Origin of the sequence: Auritidibacter sp. NML130574 (genome assembly GCF_003185725.2) — a bacterium.
Classification (GTDB): domain Bacteria; phylum Actinomycetota; class Actinomycetes; order Actinomycetales; family Micrococcaceae; genus Auritidibacter; species Auritidibacter ignavus.
The window spans coordinates 521,608-537,994 of record NZ_CP031746.1 but is presented as its reverse complement, the minus strand read 5'-3'; the positions used below and the strand labels follow the sequence as shown (position 1 = coordinate 537,994).

The following is a 16,387-nucleotide window of genomic DNA, read 5'->3' as shown; positions in this document are numbered from 1 at the left end:
CTAAACCACGTGCTGGGCAAAATCGAATTAACCCGAGGTCGCTCAGGCGTCTCGAATCAGCTTGTGTTGGGCGGCTTGTTTAACCGGTCGCATCACGATCTGGTCGAGGTTGATGTGGTGTGGCAAGGTGACGGCGTACACGCACACCTCAGCGACATCTTCTGCGGTGAGCGGCTCGGCGACACCTTCATAGACTTTTGCGGCGGCGTCGGCATCTCCGCCCATGCGGTTGAGAGCGAACTCATCGGTCTTGACCAGGCCGGGGAGCACTTCAACCACCCGTAGATTATGTTCGGCTTCCTCAAGCCGTAGTGCGGCGGTGAGCGCGTGTTCGCCGAATTTGGCAGCGTTGTAACCGGCCCCGCCCTCATAGGCGACGATGCCGGCTGTGGAGGTCAGATTCAGCACGGTGCCGGCACCGGATTCTCGGAGCATCGGAAGGAAGCCCCGGATCACGCGCAACGTCCCCATGACGTTGGTCTGCAACATCCAGTCCCAGTCCTCGTCTTTGCTCTGGGCAATGGGGTCGGTGCCGTGCGCCCCGCCGGCGATGTTGATCACCGTGTCGACTCCTCCGGCTTCGGTCACGGCCACAACGAAGCGGTCCACCGAGTCTTGGTCGGTGACGTCTAGTTCTAGGGGAATAATTTCCCCGGTGGGTTGGGCGACTTGTGCCGCCAGCTCTTCAAGCCGGTCGAGGCGACGTGCTCCGGCGAATACCTTCCAGCCTTGGTCGGAGAGCTGAAGCGCGGTGGCGTGGCCGATACCGGAGGAGGCTCCGGTGACCACGGCCGAACGGGTTGCGTGAAAATCCGTCATCTCTGAGGTCATAGCTTTACAGTACCCGGCTGATGCGGCCCCGGGAGGTAACGCAACGGGTGCCCACCTGGACCGTCAGGTCTGGGACATACTGCTCAGCACGTGCTGTCGGAGTGGTGGTCTGTGAAAGAATATGTGGCATGGCAGAAGATCTTCAGGGCTCGAACTCGCCCAAAAACAACACCATCCCTGATCGTCCAGGCCTCGAAGGGCTCGAAGAGAAATTTACCGCCCGGTGGGAAGCCGACCGGGTCTATGTCTTCGACCCTGACACGGATCGTGACCAGGTCTACTCCATCGATACTCCCCCACCGACCGCTTCGGGGTCGTTGCACGTCGGTCACGTATTCTCCTATACCCAGACCGACGTGTTGGCCCGCTATCAGCGGATGAATGGGAAGAACGTGTTCTACCCGATGGGCTGGGACGACAACGGTTTGCCCACCGAGCGTCGCGTGCAGAACTACTACGGAGTACGCACCGACCCGGCCACGCCGTATGACCCCGATTATCGTCCACCGGACAAGCCGGCAAAGAACCAGCGCGACTGGGATGTGATCTCCCGCCAAAACTTCATCGAGCTGTGTCTGGAGTTGTCCACCGACGACGAGAAGGTCTACGAGGATCTGTTCACCCGTCTGGGCCTGTCGGTGGATTGGAATCTGTCCTACCGCACTATCGATGACCACTGCCGGGAAGTCTCCCAGCGGGCCTTCCTGCAGAACCTCGCCGATGGCGATGCCTATATGGCCGAGGCTCCCACGCTGTGGGACGTCACCTTCCGCACCGCGGTCGCCCAGGCCGAGCTGGAAGACCGCGAGATGGAAGGCGCCTACCACCGGTACGCTTTCACCACCGAGCAGGGTGAGAAGATCTTTATTGAAACCACCCGCCCCGAACTGCTACCGGCTTGTACCGCGTTGGTGGCTCATCCCGACGATGAACGGTACAAGCCCTACTTCGGCACCACCGTGACGTCCCCACTGTTTGAGGTTCCCGTCGAGGTCAAGGCCCACCCGCTGGCTCAGCCGGATAAGGGGTCGGGTATCGCGATGATCTGTACCTTCGGTGACCTCACCGACGTGACCTGGTGGCGTGAGCTAGAGCTGGATACCCGCACGGTGATCGGTCGTGACGGCCGATTCCAGTCCGAGACCCCGGAATGGATCACCTCCGAGTTCGGTCGTGCTAACTATGAGCGGCTGGCCGGCAAGACCGTGTTCTCCGCCAAGAAAGCCGTCGTCGAGATGCTACAAGAACATGATTTGCTCGATGGACAGCCGAAAAAGATCATGCACGCGGTGAACTTCTACGAAAAGGGCGAAAAGCCCTTGGAGATTGTCACCTCTCGTCAGTGGTATTTGCGCAATGGTGGCCGGGACACCGACCGCCGGGATGCACTGATTGCCCGCGGTGACCAGTTGCAGTGGCACCCAGAATTCATGCAGTCTCGCTACACCAACTGGGTGGAGAACCTCAACGGTGACTGGCTGGTCTCCCGGCAGCGGTTTTTTGGGGTCCCGGTACCGATCTGGTACCGGCTGGATGACCAGGGTGAGCCCAACTATGAGTCCCCGCTGATTCCGGAGGACGCCCAGCTCCCGGTTGATCCGTTGCAGGATGTTCCCGCCGGCTACACTGCTGAGCAACGCGATCGGCCCGGCGGGTTCACTGGTGATCCGGACGTGCTGGACACCTGGGCGACCTCGTCACTGACTCCACAGATTATTGGCGAATGGTCGACCAATGATGAGCTATTCGCCAAGGTCTTTCCTTTCGATCTGCGTCCGCAGGGCCACGACATTATTCGAACCTGGCTGTTCTCCACGGTGGTGCGGGCCGATGCGCTCCACGATTCCGTGCCGTGGCAGCACACTGCCCTGTCTGGCTGGATTCTCGACCCGGACCGGAAGAAGATGTCAAAGTCCAAGGGCAACGTTGTGGTGCCGATGGATATCCTGGACAAATTCGGGGCGGACGCGGTTCGGTATTGGGCGGCGTCAGCCAAGCTGGGCGCCGACACCGCCTATGAGGTCAATCAGATGAAGATTGGCCGTCGTCTGGCGATCAAGCTACTCAACGCCACCAAGTTCGTGTTGCAACTGGGGGCCAACCGCTCCTGGATTGCGACCACAGCTGACCAGGCCGCACAGATCACCCATCCGCTGGACCGGTCATTGCTGGCCCAGCTGTCCGACACTATCCAGCAAGCCACTGTTGGCTTTGAGCGCTATGACTACGCCCGGGCATTGACCGTTGTGGAGACCTTCTTCTGGAACTTCACCGACAACTACGTCGAGCTGGTCAAGGACCGCGCCTATGGCGGGCGGGGCGACGACCAGCAACGCTCTGCCGTGGTCACCCTGGCCACCGCACTGGACGCACTGCAACGATTGTTGGCACCCTTCCAGCCCTTCGCTACCGATGAGACCTGGAGCTGGTGGCAACAGGGCTCAGTACACTCAGCACCGTGGCCGGGGCGTAAGGGCGAATCTGCCGGTATTGTCGCCGTTGGCCGTGACAGCGATTCCGAGGTGCTCACCGCCGTGGCACGTGCCCTGTCCGGGGTTCGTAAGGCCAAGTCCGATGCGAAGGTGTCGCAACGCACCGAGATCTCAACCGCCACTATTCAGGCGACCTCCGCGCGTGCTGACCAAATCCGGCAGGCCCAAGACGACCTGTACGCTGCCGGGCGCATCCAGCACCTGGAGTTCACCGACCTCACGAATACCGATGAAGAACACGATATCTCCGTGATCAACACCGAGCTCGTGGAGTCCGAGAGCTAAGCTCCTGCCCCGAGTGGTCGAGACCGGATTAGTTAGTCCCGGTGCGACCACAAACGGCGGGGGTGGCCACCAAGACAGTGGCCACCCCGCCGTTTGTGTCTCAGCGCAGATTAGTCGAAGCGTGGTGTGGAGTCGCGACTGCGCTTGAGCTCATAGAAGTAGGGGTAGCCCGCCAGTGCTACAGCACCATCAAAGATCTTGCCGGCTTCTTCACCGCGCGGAATCTTGGACAGCACCGGGCCGAAGAAGGCAGTGTCACCGAACTGCACCACCGGAGTGCCGACCTCGTTACCGACCAAATCAATTGCCTGCTGGTGGGAGCTGGCCAGTGCCTTGTCGTTCACGTCGGTCCGTGCATCAGCGATGACCTGATCGGCCTGTTCGCTGGCTCCGATCTCCTCCAGAGCGGTCCGGACGGCTGCCTCGCGATCAGAGACGTCATTGTTGTGAATCTGGGTGCCCACTGCAGTGTAGAACTCGCCTAAACGATCATGCCCCAGACGTTGTTCGACGGCGACAGCGGCCCGGGCAGGCAACCACACGTTGGGGTCTTTCTCTTTGCCCTCGGCATCATTGAGGATGCCCAGCGACATCACATGCCAGTCGAGGGTGATATCGCGGACCTGCTCGACTTCACGGATCCAGCGCGAGGTCACCCAGGCGAAGGGGCAGATCGGGTCAAACCAGAAATTGACGACGTTATTTTCGGCCATCGGAGCGTATCTCCTTCTGTCGGGTTCCGGAATCTACTGCAATGCAGTCTGTTGGGCATAGCGACACGCTTCGCGGATTTATTCCGTACAGTTCCGATACCGGTCAAAAACGTAAAATTAGGCCGATTTGGTGCGCCGTTTGTGGGTCACCTCGCGAGTGACCATCAGCGGTTCGGCCTCACCTCGCACGACGTCGCCGGTGATCGTCACCGAGGCAATGTCGTTTCGTGAGGGCAGATCAAACATCACCGGCTGTAGCACGTTTTCCAGAATGGAGCGTAGACCACGGGCTCCTGCACCTCGTTCTTCTGCCTGGTCCACGACAGCATCAAGAGCGGACTGGTCAAATTCAAGCTCGACACCATCTAACGCAAACATCTTTTGGTACTGCTTCAGCACAGCGTTCCTCGGCTCGGTCAGCACCCGAATGAGTGCCTCCCGATCCAGTGGGTCTACTGCGGTAATGACCGGCAGGCGCCCAATGAATTCAGGAATCAAACCAAATTTCAGCAGATCTTCAGGACGCACATCAGAGTAGGAGGGCAACTCCCCTTCACCGAAACTCGACAAGGCTGCGCCGAAGCCGATCCCCTTACGTCCAGCCCGGGACTCGATAATGCCATCGAGTCCGGCAAATGCACCGGCCACAATGAACAGGACATTCGAGGTATCAATTTGCAGGAATTCCTGATGCGGGTGCTTGCGACCGCCCTGTGGCGGCACCGAGGCAACGGTGCCCTCCAGGATCTTCAGCAGGGCCTGTTGCACCCCTTCACCGGAGACGTCGCGGGTAATCGAAGGATTCTCGGATTTCCGTGAGATCTTATCGATCTCGTCAATATAGATAATGCCCTGTTCGGCCTTCTTGACGTCAAAATCTGCGGCCTGAATCAGCTTAAGCAGAATGTTCTCGACATCTTCGCCCACGTAGCCGGCTTCGGTCAGTGCGGTTGCGTCCGCGACGATAAACGGCACGTCGAGTTTCTTGGCCAGGGTCTGTGCCAAGTAGGTTTTGCCCGAACCGGTAGGGCCGACCAAGAGGATATTCGATTTTCCGACCTCCACATCGGCCAGCGCATCTAGAATCGAGTCATCTCCGAACGTGTCGGTAACAGCCTGGCGGATGGTGTCATTGCCCCGGACACGTTTGTAATGGTTGTAGACCGCGACTGACAAGGCTTTTTTGGCTCGTTGCTGGCCAATGACGTACTGGTCCAAGTGGTCGAAAATCTCGCGAGGAGTCGGCAAGTCGACGTCGTTGGTCTCGGCAACTTCGGTGAGTTCTTCCTCAATGATTTCGTTGCACAGTTCAATGCACTCATCACAGATGTAGACGCCGGGACCGGCGATGAGCTTACGAACCTGCTTCTGGGATTTGCCACAGAAGGAACATTTCAGCAGGTCCGCACTTTCTCCGATTCGTGCCAAGGTGACTCCTCACAACTTTGTTTCGATCCAAGCATAGTAGCTGGCCGGAACTTTTCTGCCCCGTTACACCCGTGTGCCTTGCTCGCTCAGGGGATCTCCCGCCCAAAATTACCCCGAACATCCCCCGCGATGGAAATCTCGTCTCCACGCTGGGGATAACCACACAGAAAGGCACCGGTGGCGTGAACATCTCATCGCAGAGTGTCCACCCCACCGGTGCTACTGTCAGGCGCGCTGTCATCAGCTCGCCCGAGACAGAACAGTCAGGCTTAGCTACGTTTGATCTTGCGCGACTCCAGCACCTCGTCGACGAGACCGTATTCTTTGGCCTCTTCGGAGGACAAGAACTTATCGCGGTCAATATCAGCGCGAACCTGATCGACGCTACGGTTGGTGTGCTGGGCGAGGACTTCTTCCATCCAGGTACGAATCCGCAACAATTCGTCAGCGTGAATCTGTAGATCCGTTGCCGTACCACGGTCACCGCCCATGGATGGCTGGTGGATCAGCACGCGCGCGTTGGGAAGCGCCAGGCGCTTGCCCGGAGTGCCGGCGGCCAGCAAGACAGCGGCAGCCGAGGCTGCCTGTCCCAGGCACACGGTCTGGACCTCGGGGCGGATGAACTGGAGGGTGTCGTAGATCGCTGTCATCGCGGTGAAGGATCCACCCGGGGAGTTGATGTACAGGGTGATGTCACGTTCCGAATCCATGGCTTCTAGCACCAAAAGCTGAGCCATGATGTCATCGGCGGAGGCGTCATCGACCTGGGTTCCCAGGAAGATAATCCGGTCCTCAAACAACCGAGCGTACGGGTCCTGTCGTTTGAAACCGTAGGGAGTGCGTTCCTCAAATTGCGGGAGAACGTAGCGCGCCGAAGGCATCATCGTCGCCTGCGCGGCGGGCATGTCCTGGCCAGAGTGTTTCTGCTGTGTCATCGAAGAGCTCCTGAAAAGATGTGGTTAGTCCGCTGAGTGTGGTGGTGCCACCAGAATCGTTACTGCTCGACGCCGCCACCACCGGATACGGAACCGGCACGTTCGGCGATGTGGTCGAAGAAACCGTATTCCAGGCCCTCCTCGGCGGTAAACCACATGTCGCGTTCATTATCCTTGAGGATCCGTTCCACGCTCTGGCCGGTCTGTTCTGCGGTCAGCTCGGCCATGACTTTCTTCATGTGCATGATCAGCTGGGCCTGAATGCGGATGTCAGACTCGGTACCACCAATACCGCCGGAGGGTTGGTGCATCAGAATGCGGGCGTGGGGGGTGGCGTAGCGCTTGCCCTTGGTCCCGGAAGAGAGCAGGAACTGTCCCATGGACGCAGCCAAACCGGTTGCTACAGTCACCACGTCGTTGGGAATGTACTGCATGGTGTCGTAGATGGCCATCCCGGCCGTCACCGAGCCACCCGGGGAGTTAATGTAGAGGTAGATGTCGCTCCGGGGATCCTCTGCGGAGAGCAACAGCATTTGCGAGCAGATTGCGTTGGCGTTGTCATCGCGAACTTCAGACCCCAACCAGATGATGCGCTCTTTCAGCAAACGGTTGTAGATGTAGTCTTCACGTTCGGCCGGATCGACAGTGGCCATCCGTGGTGCGGGGGACGAATCTGTCATGGACGTCCTACCTTCCTTCAATGCTGACAGCTACCTCCACGGCAGCCTGGTTGAATCATCTTCGGGAAAAACACTACTGATGATCGGCTCGTTCTGGGGCCACAGCACACGGTATTTCGCTGTTGGCACGAGTCCGTCACATGCCACGGGCCCGCCGGGGAGCAATTCTGCTCCTCAACGGGCCCGTTCAGTATGGCTGAGTTTTATTTCTGCTCGCCGTCGGCTTCCTCGGTGGATTCGCTTGTTTCGTCCTCTTCGGTGGGCTCAGCGACCTCGTCCGCGTCGTCGTCCTGTGGCTTAACGAAGGACGACAGGTCCACGGCGTTGCCATTGGTGTCGGTCACCTCGGCGTATTCGAGGACCTTGGCCAGAGCCTTGCGACGACGCACCTCACCCATGATCATCGGCACCTGGTTGCCCTGATCCAGCATCTGCGCGAACTGGTTGGGGTCCATGCCGTACTGCTGAGCGGTGGTGATAATGTATTCGATCAGCTCAGCCTGTTCGACGCCGATTTCTTCCTGATCGGCGACCTCATCGAGCACGATCTCGTTGACGAAGGCTTCGCGGAAGTTGTTCTCGACTTCTTCGCGGTGCTCCTCCGTGTCATGGTCATCTCCGGCAGAGTGACCGCCATCGTTGAAGTGCTGTTCCAGCTGTTCGGTAATGACCGACTCGGGCACGGGCACCTCGACCAGCTTCAGCAGTTCCTCCAGGACCTTGTCGCGGGCTTCAATCCCCTGGTTGGTCACGGCTTCATCAGCAGCCTGCTTCTTGAGATCTTCCTTGAGTTCATCGAGAGTATCAAACTCGGAGGCCAGCTGTGCGAAGTCATCGTCGGCCTCAGGCAACTCGCGCTCCTTGACGGCGTTAAGCACCACCTTGACGGTGGCAGCCTCACCGGAGTGCTCGCCGCCGGCCAGGGTGGTCTCGAACACGGCGTCTTCTCCGGCTGATAGACCGTCGAGTGCCTCGTCCATCCCCTCGAGCATGGTGCCAGAACCGATCTGGTAGGACAGGTCTTCGGCCTCATCAACCGTTTCACCGTCAATGCTGGCGGTCAAAGAGATCGTCACGAAATCGTCCTGCCCTGCCGGGCGATCGATGTCTTTCAGGGTGGCAAACCGTGCACGCAGGTCGTCCAGAGCCTTTTGCTCATCGTCTGTGCTGGGCTCAGCCGGGTCAACGGTGACCTTCAGGCCCTTATAGTCTGGCAACTCAACCTTGGGCCGAATGTCCATTTCAGCGGTAAACTTCAAGGGCGCTTCGTCATCGCCCTCAGCTCCGGGAACGGCCTGGATATCCACCTCGGGGCGAGACAGTGGCACGACCTCAGCCTCGCGCAGACCCTGCTGGAAGAATGAGTCCAGGTTGTCGTTGACGGCCTGTTCGATCACCAGACCACGACCGAAGCGCTGGTCGATCAAACGCGGAGGAACCTTACCCTTGCGGAAACCAGGGATCTGCACCTGATTGGCAATGCTCTTATACGCAGCGTCAATACGGGGCTTGAGCTCTTCGTAAGGAACCTCAATCTCCAGCTTGACCCGAGTGGGGCTGAGGTTCTCTGTTGTGGACTTGACCACGTAGGACTCCTGATATCGATCGTGGATAAATGGAATTGTGTAGCGGTTAACGACGAACCGAAACTGTCGGGACGACAGGATTTGAACCTGCGACCTCACGCTCCCAAAGCGCGCGCTCTACCAAGCTGAGCTACGTCCCGAAATGCCCGGGCACAACACACCGTGTTGGCTCCGACAACAGTGGCACCCTGACGGTGAAACGATCCTTCACCGCACGTGGATCACTCCGCAGGACCGTTGACTGAATAACCATCACGCAGGCCTGGACGCCACTAGGCACCCACGATATCTTAGTCTGTTTCGCGTCCAAAACGGAAATTTGGACTGAACACTTTTTTGCACTACACTCAAATTCGCTGTGCATTGCAGTGGTGATAACCACCCTGATGTGCACTGCGGGGATGTAGCTCAATGGTAGAGCCTCTGCCTTCCAAGCAGATAGTGCGGGTTCGATTCCCGTCATCCCCTCCACAACGGCTTCGATCTGCCCAGCCCCAGTAGTTCATTGAGGTATACGCACAGAGGGCTCGAGGCCTTTTTCACCTGGGTTCCTCGCCCTGGTCCTCCGTTGAATAAGCAACGGTTGGCAACCCGGTTAGCAATAGTTGCGAGGAATTATCGCGCCCACACCTCATCGGAGCGGAAGCTGTGGTGTCCCGCGCCAAACATTGGCACGCTCTCTCTCGCTCGTCCGTTGCGGGTCTAGGCCACCGGCAACTGGGTGCGGTCACCGGGCTGGTGTGCCGGCAAAGCCGGTTCGTCCGGGTTGTCGTCGACGGCACCGCGGGCCTTGAGACGTTGCACCACAGTGGCAGCTTCCTGACGGGTCGAGCCCTCAGCTGCTTCCTTCAGGTGAGCAAACTCGGCCGGGATCTGCCGACCCAGCGCGTTCATGGCCTCCACGTAGAGCTTGCCGGAACGGTAGGAAGACCGCACCAACGGACCTGACATGCAGGCCTTGACACCACGCTCGTAGGCGAAGTCACGCAACCGGAGGAACTCTTGGGGCTTGACCCAGCGGTCCACCGGCTGGTGCAACGGCGAGGGTCGCATGTACTGGGTGATGGTCAAAATGTGGGTTCCGGCATCGACCAGATCGCCAATGGTTTCTTCAATTTCTTCGGTGGTCTCTCCCATGCCGAGAATCAGGTTGGATTTGGTGACCAGTCCTGCGTCGCGAGCTTTACTGAGTGCACCCAAGGATTTCTCATACCGAAAGGCGGGACGAATAATCTTCATCAACCGCGGAACAGTCTCGATGTTGTGGGCAAAGACCTGGGGCTGAGCGTCGAAGACCATCTGCAACGGGCGGTCTCCCCCGCGGAAGTCATCGACCAGCAGCTCCACCCCGGTGCCTTCGCCACGACGATGAATGGCACGGCAGGTTTCAGCATACAGCCAGGCGGCACCGTCTTCGAGGTCGTCGCGGGCCACACCGGTCACCGTCACATAGCGTAGCCCGAGTTCCGACACCGAGTCAGCCACACGTTCGGGCTCATCTTGGTCGTACTCCCCCGGCTTACCGGTGGCGATGTCGCAGAAGCTACACCGGCGAGTGCACACCGCCCCACCGATTAAGAACGAGGCTTCCCGGTCTTCCCAGCACTCGTAAATGTTGGGGCAGTTGGCTTCCGCGCAGACAGTGTTCAGAGACTGCTTGCGGACTTGCTCACGCATGTTCCGGTATCCCGGCCCAACTGTGGCTTGGGTTTTCAACCAGTCGGGTCGATCCTCGCGAGGTACTTGAGCGTTTCGCGCCTCGATGCGCAATAGCTTGCGTCCTTCTACTTTCGGCAAGGTCGACATGTCAGGTGTTCCTCTCCTTGTGAGACGAGATCGGATCAGCTGTGGTGTGGCTGGAGACTCTGTTGCGTTTCTGCGGTAGTGGAGTAGACCGGATCAATCAGTGGGGTCAATCGTTCGGTGAGCTCCGCGACCAGCGGATCAACCAGATCAGCGACCGCAAGGTCGGTGACGCCTTCTTCTGCCATCGAGGTCACCGCAGCGTCATTAATGCCACACGGAATTATCCCAGTGAACGATGTATTGGGGTCGGTCGTGACGTTGAGCGAAATACCGTGCATGGTCGCCCCGCGCGAAATCTTCAGGCCAATGGCCGAGATCTTCCGGTCGGGGTTGCGCAACCAGACTCCGGCCCGGTCCTGGATGCGTTCTACCGGCAAGTCGTAGTTTTCACCCAGCACGGTGAGCACGGAGGCTTCCACACTGCGGATGTAGCGCAATGTGTCGATGGGCTCGGCAAGCTTGACGATCGGGTACACAATGAGCTGTCCGGGCCCGTGCCAGGTCACCGATCCGGCACGGTCCGTCTCAATCACCGGAATCTCATCGGAGATAATGTCGACAGCCTTGGTGTTCCGTCCGGCCGTGTAGGTGGATTCGGCCTGCCAGATCAGGAGCGTTGATTCTTCTCGGCCTTCAGAGACAGCCCGGTGAATTTCACGTTGGCGCTGGTCCATGGTCGCATAGCTCTGTAGACCGTTGTCGAGTTCGTTGAGAATGCGCATGCAATCCCCTCAATCCTGCGCGATGAAAGTACATCCATTAAACCAGATGACTTCGGTTGATGACGCAAATTATCTTATCCCTGACAGCGGGTGCACCAGTACAGTTTTCGTTGGTGCATCGATTCCACGACAATGTTCTGTGTGCCACAGACCCGGCATGGCTCGTTCTGTCGTTGATAGACGTAATAGGCGTGCTCGGGCCAGGCATCGTTCAGAGCGATTCCGGGACGGTCTTCGGCCCGGGTGGTGATAATCTTTCCGGTCGCGACACCACGACGCATCAGTCGTACTTCGTCCTCCCACAGCTGGTGCAACTGTTCCGCGCCCAGTTGTCGCGACGGGGTGTGCGGGTTGATGCCGGTGCGAAAGAGCCCTTCGGCCCGGTAGATATTGCCGATTCCACCAATGATTTTCTGGTCCATCAGCACCTCCCCGATGGGACGTCGGGTGGCCAGCGCTCGGTCGATAAACCGTTGCGGGTCGGCATCACGACGCAAGGGGTCGGGTCCAATACTGGCCACCACGTCGCCAGCTTCATCCACGGTGAGCACCCGGACCACAGAGGCACCGATGAGATCAGCCCACCCGTGGTCGGAGACGATCCTGACCCGTGTGGTGGGTTTGGGCTCGGGCGGATCGGCCGGGTTGGTGCTCAGCTGCAAGGCGTGCTGCTCACGTTCGCCGATCTTGCGTGGAGCTCCGATCGAGGACACGGTGGCCACGTGCTCGTCACCACCAAAGGTCCAGGCCCCGTACATGCCCAAATGCACGTTGAGGATCAGCTCGTGGTCAAAGACGAGGAAAAAATGTTTCCCGTAGGCTTCAGCCCGTCTAGCCCGCCGCCCGTCTAGCCGGGCGGCGCCGGCACTGAACCGTCCCTGCGGAGAGGTGATGCGTAACGGTTGGTCGGTAAAGACCTCGGAGAAATACCGGGCCAACCGGTGGATGGAGTGTCCTTCAGGCATCAGCTACGTCGCTACGCGTCCAACCCGTCGGTGCCCAGTTCGAAACCTTCGATCTCACCGCGCTGTTCGAACTCGGCAACCTGGTTAATGCGGCGCTGGTGACGTTCTTCACCGCTAAACGGTGTCTCTAAGAATGCGGTCACAATTTCCAAGGCTTCCTCGGCTGCGTGCTGGCGCCCCCCGATAGCGATGAGCTGAGCGTCATTGTGTTCACGGGCCAGGTGGGCGGTGGCTACTGACCAGGCCAGGGCAGCTCGGATACCGGGGACTTTATTAGCCGCAATTTGTTCACCATTGCCGGACCCACCCAGCACAATACCCAAGGAGTCCATTCCGGCTGCACGTTCCCGGGCGACTGCGAGCGCGGCGTTGATGCAAAATGACGGGTAATCATCGTCGGGGTCATAGGCCTGAGGCCCATGGTCCAACACGTCGTATCCGGAATCAGTCAGGTGATCAATGAAGTAGTGGGCCAAATCCAGCCCGGCATGATCGGTGGAAATGTGCACACGCATGGCGTTGGTCTCCCCTTGGTGTTGTTGCGGTCGGTGACGGTGTGAGCCTCACCTTCACCCTACCGCGAACCCTCTCACCGCGGAGCACCGGCTGACGAGCCAGCGATCCAACGGTGAGTCTGCTGTGGCAGACAAGAAACGGACAGAAAGTGACAGAATGGGGAACAGACCAAGAGACGACCGGACTTCGAATCCGATCAACCCGAGACGTCCAGCGAGGTGTTTTGTAGAGGATGACCACATCACAGTTGCTCAATATCACGGCCACCGAAGCACAAGCGCGGGCCACCGCGTTCGATGTCGAGTCGTACCAGGTTGAGCTGGATCTCTCGTGGGACGGTGAAGTGTTCGGGTCCCGTACCGAGGTGCACTTTACCGCTGCGGACCGCGCCAGTATCGCCCCGGAATACAGTTTCATCGACTTTGTTGGGGACTCGTTGCGCGAGGTGAGTCTGAACGGCATCAACCTACCCACCGACGAGTATCACGGCGCTCGTATTGCCCTGCCGGTCGAGCATCTCGCCGATACCAACGTGCTGGTCGTCGATGCTGTGGCCCGCTATACCAATACCGGTGAGGGACTACACCGCTTTGTGGATCCGGTCGATAACGAGACCTACCTGTATTCGCAGTTCGAGGTGCCCGACTCGCGCCGGGTGTTCACGGTCTTTGAACAACCCGATCTGAAAGCCACCTTCCAGTTCACGGTCATCGCCCCGGACCACTGGACCGTGATCTCCAACCAACCCACCCCAGATCCGATTCCTCTGGAATTATTAGCCGGAGCCGGTGTGACCGGTCGCCGGGACGACACAGCACACCACAGCCGGGGGCATCTGGCTCGCTGGGAATTCACACCCACGCCACGACTGTCTTCATATGTGACCGCGCTGATTGCCGGCCCCTACTATTCGGTGCACTCCACAGCCACCTCCACCACCGGCCGAGAGATTCCGCTGGGACTGTACTGCCGGGCTTCGATTGCCGAGTATTTGGACGGTGACAACCTCTTTGAAATCACCCGGCAAGGTTTCGACTTCTTTGAGCACGAATTCAATACGCCCTACCCGTTTGAAAAATATGATCAGCTATTTGTCCCAGAGTTCAATGCCGGGGCGATGGAAAATGCCGGCGCCGTGACATTCTTGGAGGACTATGTCTTCCGTGGCCCGGTGGCCGAACAGCTGGTCGAACGACGGGCCATCACGATCCTGCACGAGATGGCCCACATGTGGTTCGGCGACTTGGTGACCATGCGCTGGTGGAATGATCTGTGGCTGAATGAGTCCTTCGCCGAGTTCGTCTCCCACGTCGCAGCGGTGCAGAACACCCGGTTTGATCAAGCCTGGACCACCTTTTCCGCGGTCGAGAAAACCTGGGCCTACCGCCAGGACCAGCTCAGCACCACGCATCCGATTGTGGCCGATATCAGGGACCTGAATGACGTGCTGGTGAATTTCGATGGCATCACCTATGCCAAGGGTGCCTCGGTGCTCCGGCAACTGGTGGCCTATGTAGGTCACGACGCATTTGTGGAAGGTGTGCGTCGTTATTTCCATACTCATGCCTATGGCAATACGGCGCTGAAAGATCTCCTCGGTGAACTGCAGCTGGCCTCGGGCCGTGACCTGGCCGAGTGGTCCGAGCTGTGGCTGAGGAGCTCTGGGATCAACACGCTCGAGCCACAGCTACAGCTTGCCGAGGACGGTGAGACGATCTCCTGTTTGCAGATCCTGCAGTCGTCTCAGCACAGTGAAACGCCATTGCGTCCCCACCGGGCGGTGGTGGGCTGCTACCGGAACGACCCGGCCCACCCCGAACGGCTGATTCGGGCCGAACGGATCGAGCTCGACATCACCGGTGAGACCACCGAGGTCCACGTACCGGCCGGCACGAAGGTCCCGGACATTCTGCTAGTCAATGATGAAGACCTGACCTATGCGAAGGTGGTGCTGGACCCGGATTCCGCGCGCACCACCATCGACCGGCTGTCGGATGTGGCAGATTCCGGAGCTCGTGCGGTGCTCTGGGGTGCATTGTGGCACATGACCCGTGATGGAGTGCTCTCGGCCTCGGCGTTTATTAGTACCTTGCTGAAGCATCTGGGTGCAGAGACCCACTCGAGTTTGATCTTCACTCTGATCCGTCAGCTCAATACCGCACTGAATCGATATGTTCCGGCCAGCCATCAGCCCCAGATCCGGCACACGGTCGCCGAGAAGCTCTGGGAGCTGGCCACCGCGGCACCGGCCGGCAGTGATACCCAGCTCCAGTTCTTCAAGGCGTTCATTCTCCATGCCCGCCACCACCAGCTCGAGATCCTCTCCGAGGTGCTCAGCTATGGTGCTCACGGTCAGGATCCGCGGTTGCCCGGGCTGGTGCTCTCCGACGAACTGCGCTGGGATGCGCTGACCTCGCTGGTAGCCGGTGGCTACGCCGGGGTGACGGAGATCGAGGCAGCGGCTCAGGCCGATACCACGGCCACGGGAGCGTTGTCTCGTCATAAGGCCATGGCAGCCCGGCCCGAAGCACAAGCCAAAGCTGACACCTGGAGCCGGCTGGTGGAGGCTGATATGTCCAATACCACCCAGCGCCAAACCATTATTGGTTTCAACCGGGTCCACGACCGTGCAGTGCTGGAACCGTTCATTGACCAGTACTTCGAGGTCATCGACACCGTCTGGGGCCAGCGCTCGCACGAGATGGCCGAAACGTTCGCCGAAGGCCTCTTCCCCGGCTGGGATGTCTCCGAATCCACTCTCGAGAAGGCCTCGACCGTCCTGGCATCTACCAACCATTCTGCGCTGCAACGAGTTCTGGCAGAAAACCGCGATGATCTGATCCGGTCCCTGAGGGCCCAACGAGCCTTTGAAACGACACCGTCTGGCAATCACCGCAGCACCGGTAGCACGAACGAGACGAACGACGCATGATGGAACACACCTTTCAGTTACGCGCCGAATGGTCGAGCCGTGACACCCCGCACCCGAAGCGGGGGTTCACCCGAGATATCCTCATCCAGGCCGATGGGCCCGGTGAACTGCAGGGCTCAGCGGCCAGAGCGTTTCATGGTGACACCTCCCGGTGGAATCCGGAGCAGTTATTGCTGGCGGCTCTGGCCGAGTGCCATATTCTGTCGTACTTATTCGTGGCAGGCCAAGAAAAATTGGCGGTCTCCCACATCGAGGTCGGTGGCGAGCTACTGCTCTCGCACGACCTGAAAGAGGGCGGACAAGTCGCCAGTGCGGTGTTACGCCCCCAGGTGTGGCTGGATGAGGCGACTCATGACCAGGACCCCCAGGCCTACCAGCGGGCCGGAGAGTTGCACGAGACAGCTCATCAACAGTGTTTCGTCGCCCGGTCGGTGAATTTTCCGGTGGCCATCAAGCCGGTGACCACCGGAGAACCTAAGCGAAAGTCACCTCAGTT

At 59.2% G+C, this 16,387-nt stretch carries 13 protein-coding genes, 2 tRNA genes and 1 pseudogene; 4 read left to right on the top strand and 12 right to left on the bottom strand.

Translation table 11 applies throughout. The annotated features are described in order from the left end of the window. Positions 1-42: 42 nt before the first annotated feature. Both DCC27_RS02485 and DCC27_RS12630 read right to left on the bottom strand, forming a co-directional pair. Positions 43-831, bottom strand: coding sequence for an SDR family oxidoreductase (locus tag DCC27_RS02485; RefSeq protein WP_246840116.1), 789 nt, complete (start codon positions 829-831; stop codon positions 43-45). A gap of 4 nt (positions 832-835) precedes the next feature. Beyond that, on the bottom strand, positions 836-961 hold the full coding sequence (locus DCC27_RS12630; protein WP_256372021.1) for a hypothetical protein: 126 nt from the start codon (positions 959-961) through the stop codon (positions 836-838). Between DCC27_RS12630 and valS the strand changes: the two genes are divergently transcribed. Then, on the top strand, positions 960-3,608 hold the full coding sequence (gene valS / locus DCC27_RS02480) for a valine--tRNA ligase (RefSeq protein ID WP_110110054.1): 2,649 nt from the start codon (positions 960-962) through the stop codon (positions 3,606-3,608). The genes DCC27_RS12630 and valS overlap by 2 nt on opposite strands. A 110-nt stretch (positions 3,609-3,718) precedes the next feature. Here valS and DCC27_RS02475 read toward each other — a convergent pair whose 3' ends face one another. From DCC27_RS02475 to DCC27_RS02450, 6 genes are all read right to left on the bottom strand, one after another. After that, positions 3,719-4,321, bottom strand: a complete 603-nt coding sequence (locus DCC27_RS02475; RefSeq protein WP_110100386.1) for a DsbA family protein — start codon at positions 4,319-4,321, stop codon at positions 3,719-3,721. A 117-nt stretch (positions 4,322-4,438) separates the two neighbouring features. After that, a complete protein-coding gene (gene clpX, locus DCC27_RS02470) occupies positions 4,439-5,749 on the bottom strand; it encodes an ATP-dependent Clp protease ATP-binding subunit ClpX (protein WP_110099788.1) in 1,311 nt (436 codons plus the stop codon). Positions 5,750-6,018: 269 nt separating this feature from the next. Beyond that, on the bottom strand, positions 6,019-6,684 hold the full coding sequence (locus DCC27_RS02465; RefSeq protein WP_371682198.1) for an ATP-dependent Clp protease proteolytic subunit: 666 nt from the start codon (positions 6,682-6,684) through the stop codon (positions 6,019-6,021). Between the two features lie 59 nt (positions 6,685-6,743). After that, a complete protein-coding gene (locus DCC27_RS02460) occupies positions 6,744-7,364 on the bottom strand; it encodes an ATP-dependent Clp protease proteolytic subunit (RefSeq protein WP_110110053.1) in 621 nt (206 codons plus the stop codon). A gap of 203 nt (positions 7,365-7,567) precedes the next feature. Further along, positions 7,568-8,950 carry a trigger factor gene (tig, locus tag DCC27_RS02455; RefSeq protein WP_110110052.1) on the bottom strand — a complete coding sequence of 461 codons (1,383 nt, stop codon included), beginning with the start codon at positions 8,948-8,950 and terminating at the stop codon, positions 7,568-7,570. Between the two features lie 66 nt (positions 8,951-9,016). Next, a tRNA-Pro gene (locus DCC27_RS02450) sits at positions 9,017-9,090 on the bottom strand. 257 nt (positions 9,091-9,347) lie between these two features. Between DCC27_RS02450 and DCC27_RS02445 the strand changes: the two genes are divergently transcribed. After that, positions 9,348-9,421, top strand: a tRNA-Gly gene (locus DCC27_RS02445). 231 nt (positions 9,422-9,652) lie between these two features. On the opposite strand, the gene DCC27_RS02440 is transcribed toward DCC27_RS02445, so the two are convergent. The 4 genes from DCC27_RS02440 to DCC27_RS02425 form a co-directional block, all read right to left on the bottom strand. Continuing rightward, complete coding sequence (locus DCC27_RS02440) at positions 9,653-10,756, bottom strand: lipoyl synthase (protein ID WP_110110051.1); 1,104 nt, start codon at positions 10,754-10,756, stop codon at positions 9,653-9,655. A 35-nt stretch (positions 10,757-10,791) separates the two neighbouring features. After that, positions 10,792-11,478, bottom strand: a complete 687-nt coding sequence (lipB, locus tag DCC27_RS02435) for a lipoyl(octanoyl) transferase LipB (protein WP_110110050.1) — start codon at positions 11,476-11,478, stop codon at positions 10,792-10,794. A gap of 74 nt (positions 11,479-11,552) precedes the next feature. Beyond that, positions 11,553-12,443, bottom strand: a complete 891-nt coding sequence (locus DCC27_RS02430) for an Fpg/Nei family DNA glycosylase (protein ID WP_110110049.1) — start codon at positions 12,441-12,443, stop codon at positions 11,553-11,555. A gap of 11 nt (positions 12,444-12,454) precedes the next feature. Next, on the bottom strand, positions 12,455-12,958 hold the full coding sequence (locus DCC27_RS02425; protein WP_110110048.1) for a ribose-5-phosphate isomerase: 504 nt from the start codon (positions 12,956-12,958) through the stop codon (positions 12,455-12,457). Positions 12,959-13,191: 233 nt separating this feature from the next. On the opposite strand from DCC27_RS02425, the gene pepN reads away from it, so the two are divergent. Together pepN and DCC27_RS12360 are read left to right on the top strand one after the other, a co-directional pair. Continuing rightward, the gene (gene pepN / locus DCC27_RS02420) at positions 13,192-15,891 is read left to right on the top strand and encodes an aminopeptidase N (RefSeq protein WP_110100380.1); all 2,700 of its coding nucleotides are present in this window, start codon (positions 13,192-13,194) and stop codon (positions 15,889-15,891) included. Beyond that, positions 15,888-16,334, top strand: a pseudogene (locus DCC27_RS12360) (OsmC family protein); the annotation flags it as partial. The gene pepN and the pseudogene DCC27_RS12360, both read left to right, overlap by 4 nt. Positions 16,335-16,387: the final 53 nt, after the last annotated feature.

Bases quoted from the DNA above. Each gene is read 5' to 3' on its own strand.
- pepN (WP_110100380.1), top strand. From the start codon at position 13,192: ATGACCACATCACAGTTGCTCAATATCACGGCCACCGAAGCACAAGCG.
- DCC27_RS02460 (WP_110110053.1), bottom strand. From the start codon at position 7,364: ATGACAGATTCGTCCCCCGCACCACGGATGGCCACTGTCGATCCGGCC.
- DCC27_RS02440 (WP_110110051.1), bottom strand. From the start codon at position 10,756: ATGTCGACCTTGCCGAAAGTAGAAGGACGCAAGCTATTGCGCATCGAG.
- DCC27_RS02485 (WP_246840116.1), bottom strand. From the start codon at position 831: ATGACCTCAGAGATGACGGATTTTCACGCAACCCGTTCGGCCGTGGTC.
- valS (WP_110110054.1), top strand. From the start codon at position 960: ATGGCAGAAGATCTTCAGGGCTCGAACTCGCCCAAAAACAACACCATC.
- DCC27_RS02465 (WP_371682198.1), bottom strand. From the start codon at position 6,684: ATGACACAGCAGAAACACTCTGGCCAGGACATGCCCGCCGCGCAGGCG.
- DCC27_RS02425 (WP_110110048.1), bottom strand. From the start codon at position 12,958: ATGCGTGTGCACATTTCCACCGATCATGCCGGGCTGGATTTGGCCCAC.
- lipB (WP_110110050.1), bottom strand. From the start codon at position 11,478: ATGCGCATTCTCAACGAACTCGACAACGGTCTACAGAGCTATGCGACC.
- DCC27_RS02475 (WP_110100386.1), bottom strand. From the start codon at position 4,321: ATGGCCGAAAATAACGTCGTCAATTTCTGGTTTGACCCGATCTGCCCC.
- DCC27_RS02430 (WP_110110049.1), bottom strand. From the start codon at position 12,443: ATGCCTGAAGGACACTCCATCCACCGGTTGGCCCGGTATTTCTCCGAG.
- DCC27_RS12630 (WP_256372021.1), bottom strand. From the start codon at position 961: ATGCCACATATTCTTTCACAGACCACCACTCCGACAGCACGTGCTGAG.